The sequence below is a fragment of the Streptomyces sp. NPDC046308 genome (assembly GCF_055588065.1).
The window spans coordinates 128,970-147,122 of record NZ_JBVJFB010000010.1; the positions used below are offsets into that span (position 1 = coordinate 128,970).

Genomic DNA, 18,153 nt, shown 5'->3' on the forward strand with positions numbered 1-18,153 from the left:
TCGAAGAGGGGAAGGGCCGCGAGGCGTGCCAGGTGCCGCCGTCAGCCGGTGCCGACGAAGGTGGCGTAGACGGCGCCGTTCCCACCGGCGTTGCCGTTGGAGATCACCGGGACGCTCGCGACCGTGTCGGTGTTCGCGGTCGCCCAGCTGCCGCCACCGCCGCCGCCGCCACCGGTGATGGCCTCACCGCCGCCGCCACCGCCACCGCCGCCGCCCCAGCCGCCGCCTCCGCCGCCGCCGCTGCCGTAGTTGGTCCGGTTGGTCCGCCACTCGCCCTCGCCGCCCTGTCCGGCGTTGCCGAAGATGAGCGAGGAGTTGTTGGTCCAGCTGGCTCCGGCGTTGGGGCCGTTGCTGGTGTGGACCGGGCCGCCGAGGCCGCCGATTCCGTCGATGCCGGCCGTGCCGCTCTTCTGGTCCACGCCGGAACCGCCGCGGCCGCCGTCACCGCCGTCGCCGTTGCTGCCGCCCGCGCCACCCGCGCCGGTACGGGTCAGGGTGCCGGTGGCCGCCTTGCCGTTGCTGCCCGCGGAGCCGGCCGAGATGATCTGCCCCGAGACGGCGGTGCCGCCGTTGCCGCCGTCACCACCGTCGCCGTTGGCGTTGCCCTCGCCGCCACCGCCGCCACCGCCGGCGTCCACGAGGAGGTTGGTCGTGGTGCACGTGCCGTAGCCGGCGATGCAGGGGTTCTGCGTGGTCAGGTCCACGCCGGAGACCAGGGTCGAGGCACCGCCGCGGCCGCCGGCGGAGGTCGCCCCGAGCTGGCCGACGTAGTAGTGCAGGGTCTGGCCGAACGCGGCCTGGAAGCTCGCGACCGATGTCACGGTCTGTGCCTTGCCGCCGTAGCCGCCGTCGCCGCCGCGGTAGAGACCGCCGCCGTTGCTGCCGTACCGTCCCGCGCCGCCGTAGGCCGTGACGACCATGGGAGTGGACGAGGTCAGCGTCGTCTGCGTCGCGCCCTGGGCGGCCGTCAGCAGGGCGTCGGTGTCGTACGAGGAGAGGCCGTCCGGCAGGAGGCAGGACACGACACCGGTCTGGATCTCGTCGCACGAGAGGGCGGTCGTCGTGGCCGAGGCGGTCGGTGCGGAGAGTGCCAGGATGGAGGCCAGGCACGCGCCGGTCCCCAGGGCCTTGACGACCCTTTCCGATCTGAGCATGGAGTTCCCTTCGGGGGCGGGCGGACGGGCCGCCCGGCGTGGGGTCACGGCGCGCACTGGGCGACGGCCGCCACGGTGCCGTTCGAGGTCGAGGTGTTCAGGGCGGTGACGGTCCAGGTGTCGGGGGTCGCCGCCCGGGAGGTCAGCAGGACCTGCATGGTGCCGCTCATCAGGTAACCGCCGCTGACGAGGGTGCTGCCGGCCGGGCAGGTGGCGTACACCGTGCCCTCCTCGCCGGGGACCAGGGTGATGGGGTCGCCGACGGTCTCCGAGGTGGACACGGGACCGGCCGGGCCGGGAGAGCCGGAGGGCCCGGGAGGGCCCGACGGGCCGACGGAACCGGAGGGCCCGGGCGGACCGGACGGCCCGGGAGGACCGGACGGGCCTGCGGAGCCGCTGGGCCCGGGCGGACCGGACGGGCCGACGGAACCGGAGGGCCCGGGCGGACCCGACGGTCCGGGAGGACCGGACGGGCCTGCGGAGCCGGAGGGTCCGGGCGGACCGGACGGCCCTGCGGAGCCGGAGGGCCCGGGAGGACCGGACGGTCCGGGCGGACCCGAGGGTCCCGGCGGCCCGGGAGGACCGGGAGGCCCCGGCCGCTTGTGGCCCTCGTGCCGCGGCGGCCCGTCCTCGTCGTGCCGCGGCGGCCCGTCCTCGTCGTGCTGCGGCGGCCCGTCGGGCAAGGGGCCCGACAGGTAGGGGCCGCAGTCCACCCACGGCGGACAGAGCCTGTTGGGCTCCGGGTCCGCCTGCGGCGCGGCCTGCGACCCCGCCGTTCCGGGACTGCGCACCGGGGCCGACACCGCGGGACCCGCCAGCCCGGCCGCCGTCACGGCGAGTACGGCGGCGGCCCCGCACAGACGGGGGATCCGCCGGCCGGACAGCGGCCCCGGCCGGCCTCGCCGGGGAAGTTCAGAGCGCATCAAAGAGCTCCTGCTTTCTAGGGAGGGGAAAGGGGGGAGCCGACCGCGCCATCGATACCCTCTGGGGGCTCTGCCGCGTCCGTACTGCTCCCTTTCGAGTGACTGTCATACGGCGCCCGGCCCAGGGTCATGGTGCCGATCGGGCCGGGCGCCCGTCGCTGCCGGCACCGCCGGGCGGCGGTCAGCCCTCGGGGCGCTGCTCGGGCGGCCCGTCCGGCTCGTCCTCGTGGTGCTTCGGGTCGGGCTCGCCGTGGGGGTCCTTGTCGGGGCCGCGGCCCGGACCGTCGTGCCTGCCGCCTTCGGCCGGGATCACCCGGAAGGGGATGGACTGCCACAGCTGGGAGCTGTGCCCGGCGAGTTCGAGGCGGTACTCGCCCCGCAGGTGGTGCCGGCCGCGCCGCTCGGGGACGGTGACCGTGCCGGAGACCTCGCCCTCGGCGTTGGCGAGGAGGATGGCGAGGGTGACGATGCGCCTGCCTGCGCGCGGGTCGCCACCCCCGTTCCCGTCCGCGTCGTCGCCGTCGAGTCCCGCCGCGGCGCGGGTGTCATCGGCCCGGCCCTCCGGGATCAGCCGTACGTACACCTCCTCGTTCGGCCAGAAGCGGCTCGCGGACACGGTGAAGCTCTCGCCGTGCGCCACGGTGCTGCGGTCGACGGTCACGGTGGAGAACGGGGCCGGATTGACCGCGGCCGGCGGCGCTGCCGACGCCGCGGCCGGGCCCGCGCTCAGTACGGCGGCTCCGGCCGCCAGGGCGACGAGCCATCGCGGGTTTCTGGGCATGGTGGGGAGGTCTCCTTCGGGAGCGGGGGCACGCCGGCGCACTCTTCGAACACCGGCCCGCGATTCGTAGACGCGTACGTCACGAACCAAACGGGCGCGCCCGGCGGCTCCCCGGGACGGTCGCCGCTTGCCACCCGTACGGTCGCCACCGGCGAGGTGCGGCGGTCGCGTAAGGCACCCGGCTGCCGGTCGGAGGCCTTCGACGCCCGACCGGGAAGCGACCGCAACTCGACCCGGGCACCCTCCACTTCGCCCGGACACGGCCGATCCCCGCCTCGAGGGCGGGGATCAGGCGCTCCGGTCGCACAGTCACACGGTCATTCATCGGCCGCCAGGGTGAAGCTGCAGGTGGACCAGCCGGTGCAGTCCCTCTCGGACAGCTCCTGCTCCTGCTCCTGCGGAAGCAGCTCCAGAGCGTCGAGGTCGGTCGTCGTCTCGTTCATCGCTCTGCCTCTCTCTTCGCCTCCCCCGGGCCCTCTGAGCCCGACAGAAGGTCGATACCCCGACAAATCGACACAACACCGAACTTGGCCATTTCTTTGCACTTCAAGTGCAAATAGTTACGCTCCCCTCGCGGCCGGGTCGCCAGGAAGGCAGGACCGGGCGGGCATAGACTGGTGAGCTGCGCATACGGACCGTGGACCTCGGGGATCCGAGAAAGCGCCATCCCACATGACCGCGAATCCGCCCCCCGCCCGGCCGGGCCACGACGCCGTCGACTCGGCCGACTCGCTCCTGCTGCTGGATGTCGCGCGTGCGGTACTGAGCCGCTCCCCCGGAGGCCAGCGGTGGACGCTGCAGCCGACGGAGGTCTGGTGCTTCGCCCGGCCCCCCGAGGTTGCCGTGCGGCGCAGGCACGGATGGAAACTGCACCTGTCGGCGACACCCCTCTCCGCGCCCCTCGTCCTCGCCCGCGCCGCGGAAGTGCTCACGCGTCGCAGGGCCTCCTTCAAGTTCGCCGTCGATCTGGGCCGGGTCGTACGGCTCGGTGACGTCTGGCACGACCGGGGCACGGGCGGGAAGTTCATCACCGTGTACCCGGCCGACGACGAGCAGTTCCGTCTCCTGGCGCAGGAGTTGGACGCTGTGACGGTCGGCCTGAGCGGACCGCGGATCCTCTCCGACCGGCCGGTGCGGCCCGCAAGCATCGTCTTCTTCCGCTACGGGCAGTTCACCGGCGACATGGTACTGACCGACGACGGCGTCCTCGAGCCGTGGATGACCGGCCCGGACGGCAGCCGGGTCAGGGACGAGCGCGCCGCCGGGTTCACCTTCCCTCCCTGGGCCACGTACCCCTTCCCCGAGGCCTCCCCCTCCACTGCGGCCGGCACGGCACCACCGGTCCTGCTGGGGGGCCGCTACAGGGTGCTGCGGGCCGTCCGGCACGCCAACAAGGGCGGTGTCTACCGGGCGTTGGACGAGTCGACGGGCCGGGAGGTCGTCGTCAAGCACGCACGGGCGCACGTCGGCGTCCGCCTGGACGGGACCGATGTGCGCGACCGGCTGCGGGAGGAGTCGCGGATGCTGGAGCAGCTCGCGCCGCTGGGCGTCACGCCCGGGAAGCTGGACCTGTTCGAGGAGCAGGGAGACTTGTTCCTCGCCGAGGAACTCGTCCCCGGACAACCCTTGAACCTGTGGCAGGCGGCGCGCGCCCGGGACGGTGGACCGGGTGAGGACGAGGCCTCGGCGATGGTGTCGCGGCTGGTGACGCTGCTACGGACCGTGCACGACGCGGGCTTCGTCATCCGCGACTTCAAGCCGCACAACGTCATGGTCACCCCGGGCGGGGAGGTCCGGCTGATCGACACGGAGTACGTCACCGAGGCAGGGCGGGAACATGCTCCCGCGTACACGCGGGGTTACGCGGCGCCCGAGGTGAGGGCCCTGGGCCTGCACGCGTCGCCCGCGGCGTCGGGCAAGGTCGCCGGAGCGGAGGCGGACCGGTTCAGCCTCGGGGTGATCCTCTTCTCGCTCCTGACGGACCTCGATCCGCGGTGGGCTGCGGGCTGGTCCGACGGCGTCGGCCGGCCGGAGGAGACCCGGCGGACGCTCGAGCTGATCGCCCTCGCCCATCCCCCGCTGGCGCTGTACCGAGAACTGATCGTCGGTCTGACCCGGGCCGACCCCGACGCCCGGTGGACCCTCCCGCACGCCCAGGCCTGGCTGAAGGACCGTTGCGGTACGGGCGCCCGGCCGCCCGGGGCCGCCTTTGCGGACCCGCCCCCGCCGACAGCGCTGCCCCCGTACCGGCCCGCCTCGATCGACCAGCTGATCGACGACGGTCTCGCCCACCTGCGGCGGACGATGACCCCCTGGCGCGCGGCCCTGTGGCCCGCCCCGGAGCGGAACGTGCCGCACACCGACCCCTGCAACACGTGGAACGGCGCGGCCGGCGTCCTGGCCACCCTCACCCACGCCGCGCGGGCCCGGGGTGACAGCGCCCTGCTCGACACCGTGGCCGAGGTGGCCGGCTGGCTCGACGATCGCCTGTTCGACGCGCCCCGGCTGCTCCCCGGCCTGTGCTTCGGCCGTTCCGGCACCGCCTGGGCGCTGTACGACGCCGCCCGGCTGCTGGGGGACTCGGCCATGGCCGCCCGGGCGGTGACACTCGCCGAACGGCTGCCGAGCCGGTGGCCGAGTCCGGACTTCAGCCACGGGCTGTCGGGGGCCGGCACCGCACGCCTGCACCTGTGGCGTGCCACCGGCGACGATCGCCTCCTCGACGGGGCGTTCGCCTGCGCCGACGCCGTTCTGGAGGGCACCGACCGGGCCGGCGGCGACTGGACCTGGCCGACCTCCCGCGACACGGACTCCGCGCTCGCGGGAGCGCACACCTACGGCTTCGCCCATGGAACGGCGGGCGTCGGCACGTTCCTGCTCGCGGCCGCGGCGGCCGCGGAGGACCGCGGACGCGCCGGGGAAGCGGCCCGGTACACGGCCGCGGCACTCGGCGCCGGCGACACCCTCGTCCGGGTCGCACGGGTGGAGGACGGCCGGGCCGCGTGGCCCGCCGAGGTGGGGGGCAAACCGCAGCTCCGGCCGAGCACGCAGTGGTGCAGCGGCCCGGCCGGCATGGGCACGTTCCTCGTCCGCCTGTGGTCGGCCACCGGTCTGCGGCGCTTCGCGGAGACGGCCGAACGGGCCGCTGCGGCCGTCGTCCACGACCCGTGGCCCGCCATCGCGGGGGCGTGCTGCGGGAACGCGGGAGCCGGGCACTTCCTGCTGGACATGGCCGACTTCACGGGAGAGGCGCGCTACCGCGCACAGGCCGAGGGGATCGCGGCCGTCATCGACGCCCAGCACGGCGAGTCCGACGGGCTGCGCCTGGTCGCCGACGCCGCGAGCGGATCCGAGTACGGCAACGGGGCGGCGGGGATCCTGGACTTCCTCCTGCGCCTGCGGCACGGCGGAACGCGGCCATGGACGGTGCCGCCGGGATCCTGACCTTCGCTGCCGTGGCCCGGCCGGCCGTGCGGTGCCGGGGCCGCCGACGGCCACCAGCGTGCGGGCGCAGCCGCTCCCCGCGCGCCCGTCGCGGAGGTAAGTCCGTCCGCCCGGTGCGCGGCGGGCGCTGCGGCCGGACACCTCTCGCCTATCGTGAAGCGGTCCGCCCCGGTGGCCCAGTCGGGTGGCGCCGCCGCCCCGTCAGCCGCCTCACCGGCGGAAAGTCCTGGTAGAGGTGGGCCATGGCGCCACAGTTGCGGACGTTGGAGGTCCATGAGTGGGACACCTGGTACCGGACCCTGGAACGGGCCTTCGGCGGCCCGCCCACGCCCCCTGAGGCCCGCGGTCTGTGGCAGGACCTGACCGAGCACCACCGGTCCCTCGGTGTCTGGGACGGCGAGGAATGCGTGGGCACCGCCGGAGCCTTCTCGCTGCGCCTGTCGGTGCCGGGCGGCGCCGTCGTCGACACGGCCGGCGTGACGATGGTGAGTGTGGCTGCCACGCACCGCAGACACGGGCTGATGACGGTGATGATGCGCCACCAGCTGGACGACGTCCGCGAGCGCGGTGAACCGCTGGCGGCCCTGGTGGCCTCCGAGCCGGGCATCTACGGCCGTTTCGGCTACGGCATGGCCACGCAGCAGCTGGCGGCGACCATCGACACCTCCCGCGTACGGCTGGAGGTCCCGGCCGGCACCGACGCCGACCCGGTGCGCCTGCGGTACGCCGATCCGCAGTCCGCGCTGGCCGCCTGTGAAGCGGTGTACGCGGACCAGGTGCCGGACCGGCCGGGCATGCCGGCCCGCCGGCCCGGATGGGAGCGCCTGGCCCTCCTGGGCCCCCAGGGCGGCGGCCGGGACGGCGGCTCACCGCTCCAGTGCGTCGTCGCCGAGCGGGACGGGGAGACGGTCGGCTACGCCCGGTTCCAGAACATGCCGCAGTGGGACGTCTCGGGGGCACGCGGCAGGATCGTGCTACGCGACCTGGAGGCCCGGGACCCGGCCGCGTACGCGGCGCTGTGGCGGTTCCTCTTCGAGATCGACCTGACGTCGACGCTCATGGCGCAGAACCGCCCGGTGGACGACGCCTGGCAGTATCTCGTCTCCGACATCCGGCGCTGCGAAAGGCAGCTGCGGGACGGGCTGTTCGTCCGGCTGGTGGACGTCGGCGCCGCCCTGGAAGCCCGCACGTACCGCACTCCGGTCGACGTCGTCCTCGAGGTCGAGGACTCCTTCTGCCCTTGGAACGAGGGCCGCTGGCACCTCGTAGCGGAGCCGGGGGGCGCGTCGTGCACACGCACCCGCGCCAGGCCCGACGTGGCCCTGTCGTCAGCAGCGCTGGCCTCCGCCTACCTGGGCGGCGTCCCCCTGACCGCTCTCGCCCGCGCCGGCCGTGCCGCCGAGCTGAACCGCGGGAGCCTCGCGCACGCCTCCCCGGCCTTCACCCACGACCCCGCCCCCTGGCTGCCGCACTCCTTCTGACCCGGGCCGGCCGGCGCCCGGGCGGCACGTCCTCGACGCCGACGCCCGGGAGCAGCCGCCGGCGGCGGAGCGGGTGCGGTGGGCTCCCCTCTGGTCGATGGCCCGGTCGGCGCTGACCTCCGCGAGGGCAGGCCGGGCGCCCTGCTCCTCCGCGGCGTCAGGCAGAGACGCACAACATGCAGATGACGCTTCGTCAGAATGTTTACACCCAGTCCAGGGTTGTTTTCATTTTTCGACTCTGGAACTGTCACTCACGCAACTCGCCCCCCTCTTGGCGGACTTGGGTGTGGAACGTCCCGGGCTTCACCACCCGGCGCACTGACCCGGCGCGGCAATGCGGGCCACATGCATCCTTTGCGCGCGCCCCTCGTGCTTCGACTGCGGCCGACGCAGGACACCCATCGCTTCGCCAGAACACACTGGGAGACCAGGCAACAGTGAAACGCACGCGCACCCTCGCCCTGACCGCAGCACTGCTCGCTTCATCCGCCCCACTGGGCCTCGCCACCATGGGAACCGGTACGGCACATGCCGCGGCCCGCACGTACTTCGTCAGCCCCAGCGGCAACGACAGCAACGCGGGGACGTCCACCGCAGCTCCCTTCCGGACCCTCCAGAAGGCCGCGGACAGCGTCGGGCCGGGCGACACCGTCTCGATCATGAACGGCACGTACTCCGAGCGTTCTGCGGGGTCGAACGTGCTGACCATCAAACACTCCGGCCTCCCCGGGGCCCCCATCACCTTCACCGCTCATCCCGGCCACCATCCCGTGGTCCACCCGGTGAAGGCGTGGAACGGCATCAGCGTCCACGGCGCCTCCTACATCTCCATCAGGAATCTCGAGGTCAAAGGCAACAACGCAGCCCTCACCCTGGCCGGAGCGGAGCGGGAATCGAAGAAGGGCGACCCCACCTACAACACGAACTGCATCTCCGTGGAACAGGACCGGTCCACGGGTGCGCTGTCGCACCACATCGAGGTGACCGGCAACGAGGTGCACGGCTGCGCGGGCGGCGGCATATCGGCCATCGACTCCGACCACGTGACCATCTCCGGCAACCACGTGCACGGGACCTCTTGGTACGCGGTGTACGCGACCAGCGGCATCTCCGTGCTCACCCCGCGTGACGTGGCCGGCGGCGACGCCGGAACGTACAAGATCCGCATCATCGGCAATCGCGTTCACGACAACGAGACCATGATCAAGTGGGAGAAGTGCGGCTGCTACTCCGACGGCAACGGCATCATCATCGACACCCTCAAGGGCGACGCCGATCACCCCGCCTACAGCGGGCGCGTCCTGGTCGCCAACAACCTCTCGTACGACAACGGCGGCTCCGGCATCCACTCCTACAAGAGCCAGCACGTCGACATCGTCCACAACACGGCCTACGCGAACGGGCGCAGCACCCGCATGGACAGCTACGCCAACATCTTCGCGCATGACAGTACCGACGTGCGGCTGCTCAACAACATCGCGTACGGCCGGCCGGGGCAGGCGACGAACAGCAAGTCCCGCAACGTGGACGTCACCTACGACTACAACGTCTACTTCGGCGGTAAGGCTCCCGAGGTCCAGGGCCCGAACGATGTCATCGCCGATCCGAAGCTCACCAAGGCGGGCACCGGGGCGGACGCGGATTTCCGGCTGGGCGAGGGCTCCCCCGCCGTCGGCTCAGGTCTGCCGTTCGCCGCCGTCACCACGGACTTCACCGGAGCCCGCCGGGCCGGGGGCGCGCCCGACCGGGGGGCCTACGGCTTCGGCGCCAAGAGCAGCGGCGTCCAGGGAGATACCTCCGAGACCGCCTCTCCCGGCCGGCAAAGTGACGCCGCCGCAAGTCCTCCCGTGAGCCCGCCCGGCACGCAAGCGGCCAACGGCGCCGACGGCGGCTCCGGATCGAAGCCTCACAGCGGAAGCGGTCCGCTCGCAGAGACGGGCGGCTCCGACCCGGTGCTCCCGCTCGGCATCGCAGCGGGGGTCCTCGCCCTAGGCGGCGGTCTCCTCTTCGCGGCGCGCCGCAAGCGCTCCTGATCCCCTCGGGTCACTTGGGGACCTCCCACGTGGCGCCGGCCCGGCCCCCTCTGCCCGGGTCGGCACCACCGCGCGCTCGCGGTTCTCAAGCCCGCGCTCTCGGGCCCGGGCCGCCGAACGTGTTGCCCGGGCCGCCGAACGGGCCCGGGGCCCTGACAGACTGGGCGCCATGGCTGTGGCATCGCACCGGACCGAGGCGTCGGCACGCGCGGGTGAGCCGGTACCCGACTCGCCGCGCGTTGCCTGGCGCAAACAGATGAGGCAGCGCGTACTGGACGCCGCTCGCGAGCTCACGTGCGAAGCCGGCTGGGACCAGGTCAGCCTCTCGGCCGTCGCCGCCCGCGCCGAAGTGTCACGCCCTTCGGTGTACAAGGAGTTCGGGAACCGCGCCGGCTTGGGCCGTGCACTGGTAGTTGCCGAAACCCGGCAGTTTCTGGCGGGTGTGGCCGATGCCCTCTATCCCGGCGTACCCGATCCCCATGACTGCCTGCGGGCGGCCATCCTCTACGTCCTCAAGGAGGCCGACGACCAGCCCCTCATCAGGGCCGTCGTCAAAGCCGCCCGAAAGGGCTCCGACAGCCTCCTGCCCTACCTCACCGCCCGGGCAGACCCGATCTTCGATGCCGGTCACGCCCTCGTCCAGGGCTGGCTGGCCACGCGGTACCCGCAACAGCGGGCAGAGTCGGTGGAGTTGGCCGCAGACGTCATCGTCCGCATGACCATCAGCCATCTCATCCTGCCGTCCGACGAGCAACACCTCACCGCCCGAAGAGTCGCGACTGCCGCCCTGAAGCTGTTGCAGTAAGTCAACCTGACGGGGCTCGGCAGCTGCCCGCACGGGGACCGCATGCGCCCACTTCGAAGCCGCCGGGTTTTCCGCCGTCATGGCCGTCATGGGGTCGCGCCGACGCCCTTCCGGGCGGGAACGGGCAGGTTCCGGGAGGCGAGGCAGGTAGGGCGGTACCTCGGCGGGCCCTTTACGGGCTCGCGGCTCGGTTGCCTCCGCGTGGTGCGGAGCCGCGGGCGTACCGGGCGGTGGCGCGAAGCTTTGGTGAGGTGAGTTCCAGGGCCCGGTTGTCGCGTCCGGCGCCCATGTGGTTGAGCCAGCGTTCGTACCAGTCGAGGAAGTCGGTGGCGGAGGAGACGTGGGGGCCCCAGAACCCATCGCCGTTGCCGATGAGGACGCGGCCGGTGAGGGGGCCGGTCACTGCGATGACGCAGACGTCGGTGCAGCCCATCTCGATGATGTGGAGGAAGAGGTCGCGGCCGTGGGTCCTGGGGGCTGTGCCGTCGAAGCCGCGGGGTGTCCCCGGTTCTCCACGCGGATTCATGACCAGCAGGGAACACCGCTCCAGCGGCAGGAGGCCGTAGAACGGCGCCGCACCCGAGCCGCCGAGGTGTGTGAGGAACTGCCGGTAGGCGTCGGGAAGGACGATGTCGTGCTCGGCCTCGAACGCAGCGACGCGTGCTTCTGCCAGCTTCGGACCGAGGAAGAACTTGTGTTGCTCTTCCCCGAAGGAGTGGCTGCGCAGTGGTTGGAAAGGGATCGCGGCCAGCTTGCGGCGCAGGCGGGGTATGCGGGGATCCATGGTGCATCTTCTCTCGTCGCCGTCACCGGGAGAACTCTCCTCCGCAGGAGAGCGAAGCCGGCGCGGCCGACGCCGGAGTTCCAGGGCAGGCTGGGGCCGGCGATGACGGCATCGCGGTCACCTTCGATGCCTGCGGCGAGGGTGTGGCGGCTGGGGAGGTCGTCGCGCCGAGCGGACGTGAGTGGTGAGGGCGTCGGGTTCGGGGCAGTGGACCAGGGCGGCCTTGAGCCGACAGTGGTCGATCCTCGCTTGCGGCCCTGGGGCGGGCACGGTGGCACGGTGTCGTGGTTCTGCGGACCGACCAGTGCGGGGACAAGGCCGGCGTGCCCATGGGGGTGGCCACGCCTCCGGCAGCGGTCCGGTACCTGATCAGGGGCGAACCGGCCCGCGCTGCCCGTCCACGCCGACACCGACGGCGCCGTGTGCGCCGTACTCGCCCTCGTACGGCGCCTAGGCGGCGCAGTCCAGCCTCCTCGGGCTGGTGCAGCCGGTGTCGCTGGGCGGCTGTGAAGAAACGCTGCTGCAGGTCAGAGCGGTGGACGAGGGCTTCTGGCGCTCGGGGTCGGAACGTGACACGCTCGAAGGGTTACCAGCCTGGTCTGGTGGGAGACCCGCGCCACCGAATGATCACCGTGGTGGTCAGCGGCGGGTGCGGGTGGTCTCGCTCGGCTGTGCGCGGTCCGTATGCCGCGCGCTTGACGGCCTTCTCCGCCCCGAGCACGGGGAGCCGACCGTAAAGGGGCTCCGATCCCGAAACGGGGCGGCCAGCACATGTATCCCACCCTCGATCTCGGTGTTGCCATGCATCCCGACCGGACGATCCTGACGGTGAGCGGTGAGCTCGACATGGACACCGCGAGGCACCTCACCGAGGCTGCTGACGCCATCGACCTGCACGGTCAGACTCTCGCTCTGAATCTGTCGGCCGTCACGTTCGTCGACTCCTGCGGGCTCAACGCCCTCCTCGCCCTCCGTCACCGGGTCGGCCTCACGGGTGGAACGCTGGAACTGTGCGGCCTGTGTGACCAGGCCCTGCACCTGCTGGACCTCACCGGCACCCGCCCCCTGTTCACCCTTCGCCCCGGATCCTGACCGCCCCCCGCGTACGGGGTACCGGTGCCGGCGGAACATCCACTACCGTCGCTGCGTGCAAGGTCCGCTCGTGATCGGGGAGGCAGGGTGAAAACGCCCCAGGTGATGGTCCAGTCCGAAGTCGACGGCGTACGGGTGGTCGTCTGCTCCGGCGAGTTCGACCTGGACACCACCGGACTGCTGACGGAGGCGTGCGACACCCCGCCGGTGCCGGCCGGCCTCCTGGTCGTCGACGTGCGGCAGGTGACGTTCGGCGACTCCAGCTTCCTCAACGCCCTCATCCGCCTCCGCAACACCCGCCCCCTCGCCCTCCAGGGCCCGCTCCCCTCCCAGCTGCGCCGCATGATGGAGATGACCGGGGCCCTGGCCCTCTTCGACATCCGCGACACCACCGACCATGGCTGAACCCGTCCGAGCGCGAAGACGGAATCTCTGGCGAACCCTGGGGCAGTCGCTCCGTATGAAGCCCCGATCAGGCAGGACCGGTCTGCCGGCGAAGATGAACTGCACACAGGCCCGGGAGGCCGCCCGCCATGTCCTCGCCGAACACCACGCTTCCGATGCCCTGGTCGCCGACGTGCTGACCGTGGTCAGCGAACTCGTCTCCAACGCGATCCGCCACGCAGGCGGCGTCACCGGCTTCCACATCACGGTCCGGGCCGGGCAGGTCACCATCGAGGTCTCCGACGGCTCGGCCCTCCAACCACACCTGCGCCCGCCCTCCCCGAACACCCCCGGCGGCTTCGGATGGCGGGTCGTGAAAACCCTCGCCCCCAGCACCTTCATCCGCTTCCACCGCACCGGCAAAACCATCGTCGCCACCCTCCCCACCCACCCCGGTTCTCCCCCAGCGCCCTGACGAAACCGGCCAGCCCGACCAGCCCGCTGATGTTGTGCCGTCGCGCCGGTGCGCGCGTCGGCGAACTCGTCCGCACCGTAGGGGCGGCCGGCGCCCGCGGGCCGGGTCGGCCGCCGATCGTTGGAGGCGAGCAGGTCCCCTGCTGCGTCACGACGACCGGCCCGGCTTGACCGGCGCGTACCCCCGCCAGGCGCCTTCACCCCATGCGTTCCCACCAGTGCACCGCCTCGGCCGGGCAGGGCAGAACGGCGCGGGGCGCCCACCGTGTGGTGGGCGCCCCGCGCCGTTTCCGGTGCGCGATGCCGCGCTACCGCTACCAGCGGTACCAGCGGCCGCTGCTGCCCTTCGGGCGGGCAACAAAGCCGATCAGCCACAGGATCAGCACCGCGATCGCGATCCACCAGAGGATCTTCACTGCGAAACCGGCACCGACCAGGATCAGAATGAGCAGAAGAACAAGAAGCAGGGGAACCATAGTTATCAACCTCCGACCCACCGCATGCCCCGCCAACCCCGTCCCATGCGGACGGGTTTTACGGGTTTCTTATCCACGCAGGTGGGCAGCAGGAACAGCCCCCTTTTCCGCCGGCCGACGCCCCGCCCGGTGCGGGAGCACTGCGGCCGCGCGGTGCGGCGGCCCGGCGTCCCGATCGGCCGGCCCCGGCAGAACGACCGGGTTTGCCGGCCGGGATCGTGAGCAGGCGAGTGGTCACGACCAACCCGGTAGAGCACGAGGAGGTCCCGATGTCGGGCACGGAGAAGACCAAGGCCCACGCCGAGCAGGCCAAGGGCAAGGCCAAGGAGGCCATGGGCCGCATGGCCGGCAACGAGCGGATGACCGCCGAAGGCCACGCGGACCAGGCCAAGGGCAACGCCCGCCAGGCCAAGGAAGACATCAAGGACACCCTCCGCGACTAGATGGCCGGACGTACTCCCCCTTGCTGGGCCCCGATCCCTTTCCCCCCGGGTCGGGGCCCGGCCGCGTTCCGGTAGCCCGCACCGGCGGTTGAACAGCACTCGGGCGCGGGAGTCGGCGTACGCGTCCGGGGCCTTGACCGGGGTGAGTGCCGCCCGCGCACTGCGGCGGCGGCGCGGCGGCCGCCACTGATCCGGCCGGAGCCCCGGCCTCTCCCCCGCAAGGGGTCAGTCGGCCGTCTCCAGCCCGGCCCCGATCGGTCTCAGGCCGCGGCATCCGGGCCGGCCGCATCGGCGGCACGGCGGTACTCGGCGTTGAGGCGCTGGGCCTCTTCGAGCTGGTCCTCGAGGATGATGATGCGGCAGGCGGCTTCGATCGGGGTTCCCTGGTCGACGAGTTCCCGGGCGCGGGCGGCGATCCGCAGCTGGTAGCGGGAGTACCGGCGGTGGCCGCCGGCGGAGCGGAGCGGGGTGATGAGGCGGGCCTCGCCGATCGCACGGAGGAAGCCCTGGGTGGTGCCGAGTATCTCGGCGGCCCGACCCATGGTGTAGGCGGGATAGTCGTCGTCGTCCAGGGGGCCGCCGAGCGGGCCGGTCGGATTGTCAGCTGTCATGGAGCCTCTCTCATAAAACGGGTGAACGCGTAGAGGGGCCCTGGCGCCTATAGCGCCAGGGCCCCGAAGGAACAGCTACACCATCTGCCGATCCTGGAACAGCGTCGGCTTTGTGTTTCCGCTCGCCCGACCTGAACGGAGTCGGGACTGCGGGGATCGCGGTTGCTTGACCGGAGACCACCTCACTATCGATGTCCTGCGGTACCCGGGCTCTGCTTGCCGCCCGGGCGATCCTGATGGCGCTCGGCTCCTCCGTTCCTTCCCTCTTGGATCAATCACTACTTCACTCACTACTACTGCGAACCGCTGGTGGCCTCATCAAGTGCCACCTCTCCGGCAGCCAGCCCCGTCGCCCATCCTGCATCTGCTCTGGCTTGGAACCCCACTGCCGAACTTCCCGGTGCGCGCGCCCGCAGCCGACGCCTTCACCGAGGTGCTGCTCACTTGCTTCACTGCTGAGTACTGCAACCACTGCGTCAACTGCTTGCGGCGGCCCCTGATGACTGCGGGCCACCCGGTCCGGTCGCCAGTCCCGTCGCCTTGCAACCACTCCGGCTTCGACACTCCACGACCGCACCGTCCTGCGACTGCGGGTACTGCTGCCCGGCAGTTCATCTCTGCCGGGCCCTTCGTTCTCTGGGCTACGAGAGAAACCATACCCACACCACCCACCAATGTCTACTCCGGCCAACATAGATTTTGGGAGGGCGACACGGGAGGTAATCGGAGTTCCGCACGTGCCCCGCAACCGCGGGTCAGCGATCGGTGGGGGTGTGGGGGTGGGGGCCGTGCCAGTCCAGGCACAGGACGGTGGCATCGTCGCGGGGAGGGCGGCCGTCGTGGGCGTCGGCGACCGCGGCGACCAGGGTGCGTACGACCTCGCGGGGGTGCTCGGCGTAGGTCTTGCGCAGGAGGCCGGGCAGGTCGACCGCGTCGGCCTCGCGTTCCTGCATGCCGTCCGTGTGGAGCAGGAGCCGGTCGCCCGGGCGCAGGTCGAGGTCCTGGACCAGGTAGGTGCCGTGGCGGGGGTGGTCGACGCCGAAGGGCATGTTCACGGCCAGGGGCAGCTCGGTGACGGCGCCGTCGCGCAGCAGGAGCGGTCTGGGGTGGCCGGCGTTGACGATCTGGCTGCGGGTGCCGTCCAGGGCGATGCGCAGGAGCTGACCGGTGGCGAAGGTGCGGTTGCCGTGGTCGAGGAGGGCTTGGTGGGTCTGGCGGGCCTGCTCGGCGAGGTCCTCTCCGGCTCGGCGGGCGCCGCGGGAGGCGTTGACGAGGAGGGTGGCCATGAGGGAGGCCCGGGTGTCGTGGCCCATGGCGTCCGTGATCGACAGGTGCAGGGTGTTCTGGTCGAGGCTGTAGTCGTAGGTGTCGCCGGCGATGTCGGACGCGGGGACCAGAGCGCCCGCGAGGGTGAACTGCGGCGCTTCGCAGGAGGAGGCGGCGGGCAGGAGCTGGCGCTGGATCTCCGCGGCCAGGCTGACCGTGGTGGTGCGGTTGCCCCAGTGGTAGAGGTCGGTGAAGCGCCGGTCGGCGACGATGATGTACGCCAGCGCGCGGGCGGCCTCTTCCACTTGCTCCAGCACCTCCGCCGTGACGCGGGGCAGGAAGAGTTCCAGGATTCCGATGGCGTCGCCGCGGTTCGTGACGGGGGCGAGCACCCGCCGCCCCTTCCCGGTGTCCGGTCCCAGGACCAGGCGCTGGTCGCGCAGTACCTCGTCGTAGACGCCGCTGCCGGCGAGGGGGACCCGCTTGGCGCGGTCCTCCCCCTGCATGGCCGCGGTGTCATGGACCCGCAGAAGGCGCCGGCCGACGACATCGACGAACAGGAACGACACGTACACGGCGCCGAACCGGTCCCGCAGGTTACGCGCCACCACGTCGAGAGAGTCCACCGGAGCGGCGGCCTCCGCAGCCGCCAACACCGGTGCGAGCCCGATCCGATCCACCGCCACATCTCCTCCAAAGGGGTTGGGGACTCTCCTTCCCGTCCGGTCGGCACAATCACAACCCCGGGCATCCGCAACGCGGTCCGCCGGCGACATGCCGAGGCAACGCACCTTCGAAACCACCGCCCCCACCGTGCGGGCTTCGGCACTGCCGAACTCCCCGCCCACCGCGTGGTCGCCCTCGACGAGGACGGCCGGGTCCTGGGGTGGGCCGCCGTCGTGCCGGTGACGTCCAGGAAATCGGAGGCGCCGCGGCCCGCGCGTCTCATACCCTCGGCCCGCACCGGCCCGTCGAACACCACCAAGGACTTTGTGAATCACTCCGATCTCCTCGCCAAGGCTCCCTCGCTCGCGGCCGGCATGGCCGCCGCCGATCACAGCCCGGACATCCAGCTGTCCCAGACTCGCCACCGCGCCGCGCTCGTGGCGAGCTGGCACATCGCACCAGGCTCAACCGTCCTCGAACTGGGCTGCGGCCAGGGCGACATGACCGCCGTCCTCGCAGAGGCGGTGGGGCCCGAGGGGCGCGTGGTGGCCGTTGACGTGGCCGCACCCTCCTACGGGGCACCGGTCACGGTCGGAGAGTCGGCAGCCCGGCTCGCGGCGGGCCCTCTCGGGCCACGCATCGACTTCCGCTTCGGCACCGACGTCCTCGACCCCTCGGTCGATTTCCCCGAAAGCACCTTCGACCATGTGGTGCTCGCGCATTGCTCCTGGTACTTCTCATCGCTCGGGCAACTGCGAGACACGCTGGCCCGGGTACGGCCGTGGGCGCGACGCCTATGGTTCACCGAGTGGGACTTGACGCCTCTCTCCGAGGGCCAGGTGGCGCACCTGCTCGCCGTGCTGATCCAGGGACAGACCGAGGCCGCAGGATCGCACGGCCAGGGCAACGTCCGCACGCCTTTCTCCCGTGAGGGCCTGCTGCGGCTCCTGCCCGAGGCCGGCTGGACGGTCGACGGCAGCAAGCCGGTCGATACCGAAGAACTTCAGGACGGTGACTGGGAAATCGCTGCCTGCCTCGACCTGGTCGCGAGCGATGAGTGTCTGGCCGCGCTGCCCGAGCCGGTGCGACAGCTCGTCCTGAGCCAGGCCGACGTTCTCCGGGCCATCGCCAAGCCGCGCGGCAACCGCGCGCTCGCCGCGTATTCGGTCACCGCGCGTCGGCATGAGACCCCGGCGGCCGGCCCGGTCGGCCCGGTCGGCCCTCGGACGGCTGGGGGCGGGCCCCGTTCGAGTGAGACGCCTGCTCGTGAGGGTGCATCTCACCGGCCACGAAGGTCCGCAGCGCCCGCGAGCCGCCAGGACCCCAGGCGTTCTGC

General features: G+C 72.1%; 16 protein-coding genes and 1 pseudogene. 9 read left to right on the forward strand and 8 right to left on the reverse strand.

What is annotated here, in order from left to right; translation table 11 throughout:
• Positions 1 to 41 precede the first annotated feature (41 nt).
• The 4 genes from ACZ6JT_RS32120 to ACZ6JT_RS32135 form a co-directional block, all read right to left on the reverse strand.
• The gene (locus tag ACZ6JT_RS32120) at positions 42 to 1,154 is read right to left on the reverse strand and encodes a hypothetical protein (RefSeq protein WP_469215242.1); all 1,113 of its coding nucleotides are present in this window, start codon (positions 1,152 to 1,154) and stop codon (positions 42 to 44) included.
• 44 nt (positions 1,155 to 1,198) lie between these two features.
• A complete protein-coding gene (locus tag ACZ6JT_RS32125; protein ID WP_469215244.1) occupies positions 1,199 to 1,435 on the reverse strand; it encodes a hypothetical protein in 237 nt (78 codons plus the stop codon).
• Positions 1,436 to 2,258: 823 nt separating this feature from the next.
• Complete coding sequence (locus ACZ6JT_RS32130; protein ID WP_469215246.1) at positions 2,259 to 2,858, reverse strand: hypothetical protein; 600 nt, start codon at positions 2,856 to 2,858, stop codon at positions 2,259 to 2,261.
• A 317-nt stretch (positions 2,859 to 3,175) separates the two neighbouring features.
• Positions 3,176 to 3,301, reverse strand: a complete 126-nt coding sequence (locus ACZ6JT_RS32135) for a hypothetical protein (protein WP_365482838.1) — start codon at positions 3,299 to 3,301, stop codon at positions 3,176 to 3,178.
• Positions 3,302 to 3,530: 229 nt separating this feature from the next.
• Here ACZ6JT_RS32135 and lanL point away from each other — a divergent pair, with 229 nt between their 5' ends.
• From lanL to ACZ6JT_RS32155, 4 genes are all read left to right on the forward strand, one after another.
• On the forward strand, positions 3,531 to 6,302 hold the full coding sequence (gene lanL, locus ACZ6JT_RS32140; RefSeq protein WP_469215248.1) for a class IV lanthionine synthetase LanL: 2,772 nt from the start codon (positions 3,531 to 3,533) through the stop codon (positions 6,300 to 6,302).
• A 242-nt stretch (positions 6,303 to 6,544) separates the two neighbouring features.
• Complete coding sequence (locus tag ACZ6JT_RS32145; RefSeq protein WP_469215250.1) at positions 6,545 to 7,783, forward strand: GNAT family N-acetyltransferase; 1,239 nt, start codon at positions 6,545 to 6,547, stop codon at positions 7,781 to 7,783.
• A gap of 437 nt (positions 7,784 to 8,220) precedes the next feature.
• Positions 8,221 to 9,816 (forward strand): right-handed parallel beta-helix repeat-containing protein, encoded by a 1,596-nt coding sequence (locus ACZ6JT_RS32150; protein ID WP_469215252.1) that lies wholly within the window; start codon positions 8,221 to 8,223, stop codon positions 9,814 to 9,816.
• 169 nt (positions 9,817 to 9,985) lie between these two features.
• Complete coding sequence (locus ACZ6JT_RS32155; protein ID WP_469215254.1) at positions 9,986 to 10,621, forward strand: TetR/AcrR family transcriptional regulator; 636 nt, start codon at positions 9,986 to 9,988, stop codon at positions 10,619 to 10,621.
• Between the two features lie 172 nt (positions 10,622 to 10,793).
• Here ACZ6JT_RS32155 and ACZ6JT_RS32160 read toward each other — a convergent pair whose 3' ends face one another.
• Complete coding sequence (locus ACZ6JT_RS32160) at positions 10,794 to 11,405, reverse strand: SMI1/KNR4 family protein (protein ID WP_469215256.1); 612 nt, start codon at positions 11,403 to 11,405, stop codon at positions 10,794 to 10,796.
• A gap of 771 nt (positions 11,406 to 12,176) precedes the next feature.
• On the opposite strand from ACZ6JT_RS32160, the gene ACZ6JT_RS32165 reads away from it, so the two are divergent.
• From ACZ6JT_RS32165 to ACZ6JT_RS32175, 3 genes are all read left to right on the forward strand, one after another.
• On the forward strand, positions 12,177 to 12,497 hold the full coding sequence (locus ACZ6JT_RS32165) for an STAS domain-containing protein (protein ID WP_469215258.1): 321 nt from the start codon (positions 12,177 to 12,179) through the stop codon (positions 12,495 to 12,497).
• Positions 12,498 to 12,584: 87 nt separating this feature from the next.
• The gene (locus tag ACZ6JT_RS32170) at positions 12,585 to 12,902 is read left to right on the forward strand and encodes an STAS domain-containing protein (RefSeq protein ID WP_469215260.1); all 318 of its coding nucleotides are present in this window, start codon (positions 12,585 to 12,587) and stop codon (positions 12,900 to 12,902) included.
• Between the two features lie 55 nt (positions 12,903 to 12,957).
• A complete protein-coding gene (locus ACZ6JT_RS32175) occupies positions 12,958 to 13,356 on the forward strand; it encodes an ATP-binding protein (RefSeq protein ID WP_469215262.1) in 399 nt (132 codons plus the stop codon).
• A 313-nt stretch (positions 13,357 to 13,669) separates the two neighbouring features.
• Here ACZ6JT_RS32175 and ACZ6JT_RS32180 read toward each other — a convergent pair whose 3' ends face one another.
• Positions 13,670 to 13,831 (reverse strand): hydrophobic protein, encoded by a 162-nt coding sequence (locus ACZ6JT_RS32180; protein ID WP_469215264.1) that lies wholly within the window; start codon positions 13,829 to 13,831, stop codon positions 13,670 to 13,672.
• A 269-nt stretch (positions 13,832 to 14,100) separates the two neighbouring features.
• Between ACZ6JT_RS32180 and ACZ6JT_RS32185 the strand changes: the two genes are divergently transcribed.
• Positions 14,101 to 14,274: a CsbD family protein gene (locus ACZ6JT_RS32185; RefSeq protein ID WP_469215266.1), complete on the forward strand. Its 174-nt coding sequence runs from the start codon at positions 14,101 to 14,103 to the stop codon at positions 14,272 to 14,274.
• 260 nt (positions 14,275 to 14,534) lie between these two features.
• Here ACZ6JT_RS32185 and ACZ6JT_RS32190 read toward each other — a convergent pair whose 3' ends face one another.
• On the reverse strand, positions 14,535 to 14,885 hold the full coding sequence (locus ACZ6JT_RS32190) for a MerR family transcriptional regulator (protein WP_469215267.1): 351 nt from the start codon (positions 14,883 to 14,885) through the stop codon (positions 14,535 to 14,537).
• 755 nt (positions 14,886 to 15,640) lie between these two features.
• A complete protein-coding gene (locus ACZ6JT_RS32195; RefSeq protein WP_469215269.1) occupies positions 15,641 to 16,837 on the reverse strand; it encodes a PP2C family protein-serine/threonine phosphatase in 1,197 nt (398 codons plus the stop codon).
• Positions 16,838 to 17,143: 306 nt separating this feature from the next.
• Between ACZ6JT_RS32195 and ACZ6JT_RS32200 the strand changes: the two are divergent.
• A pseudogene (locus ACZ6JT_RS32200) lies at positions 17,144 to 17,992 on the forward strand (class I SAM-dependent methyltransferase); the annotation flags it as partial.
• Positions 17,993 to 18,153 lie beyond the last annotated feature (161 nt).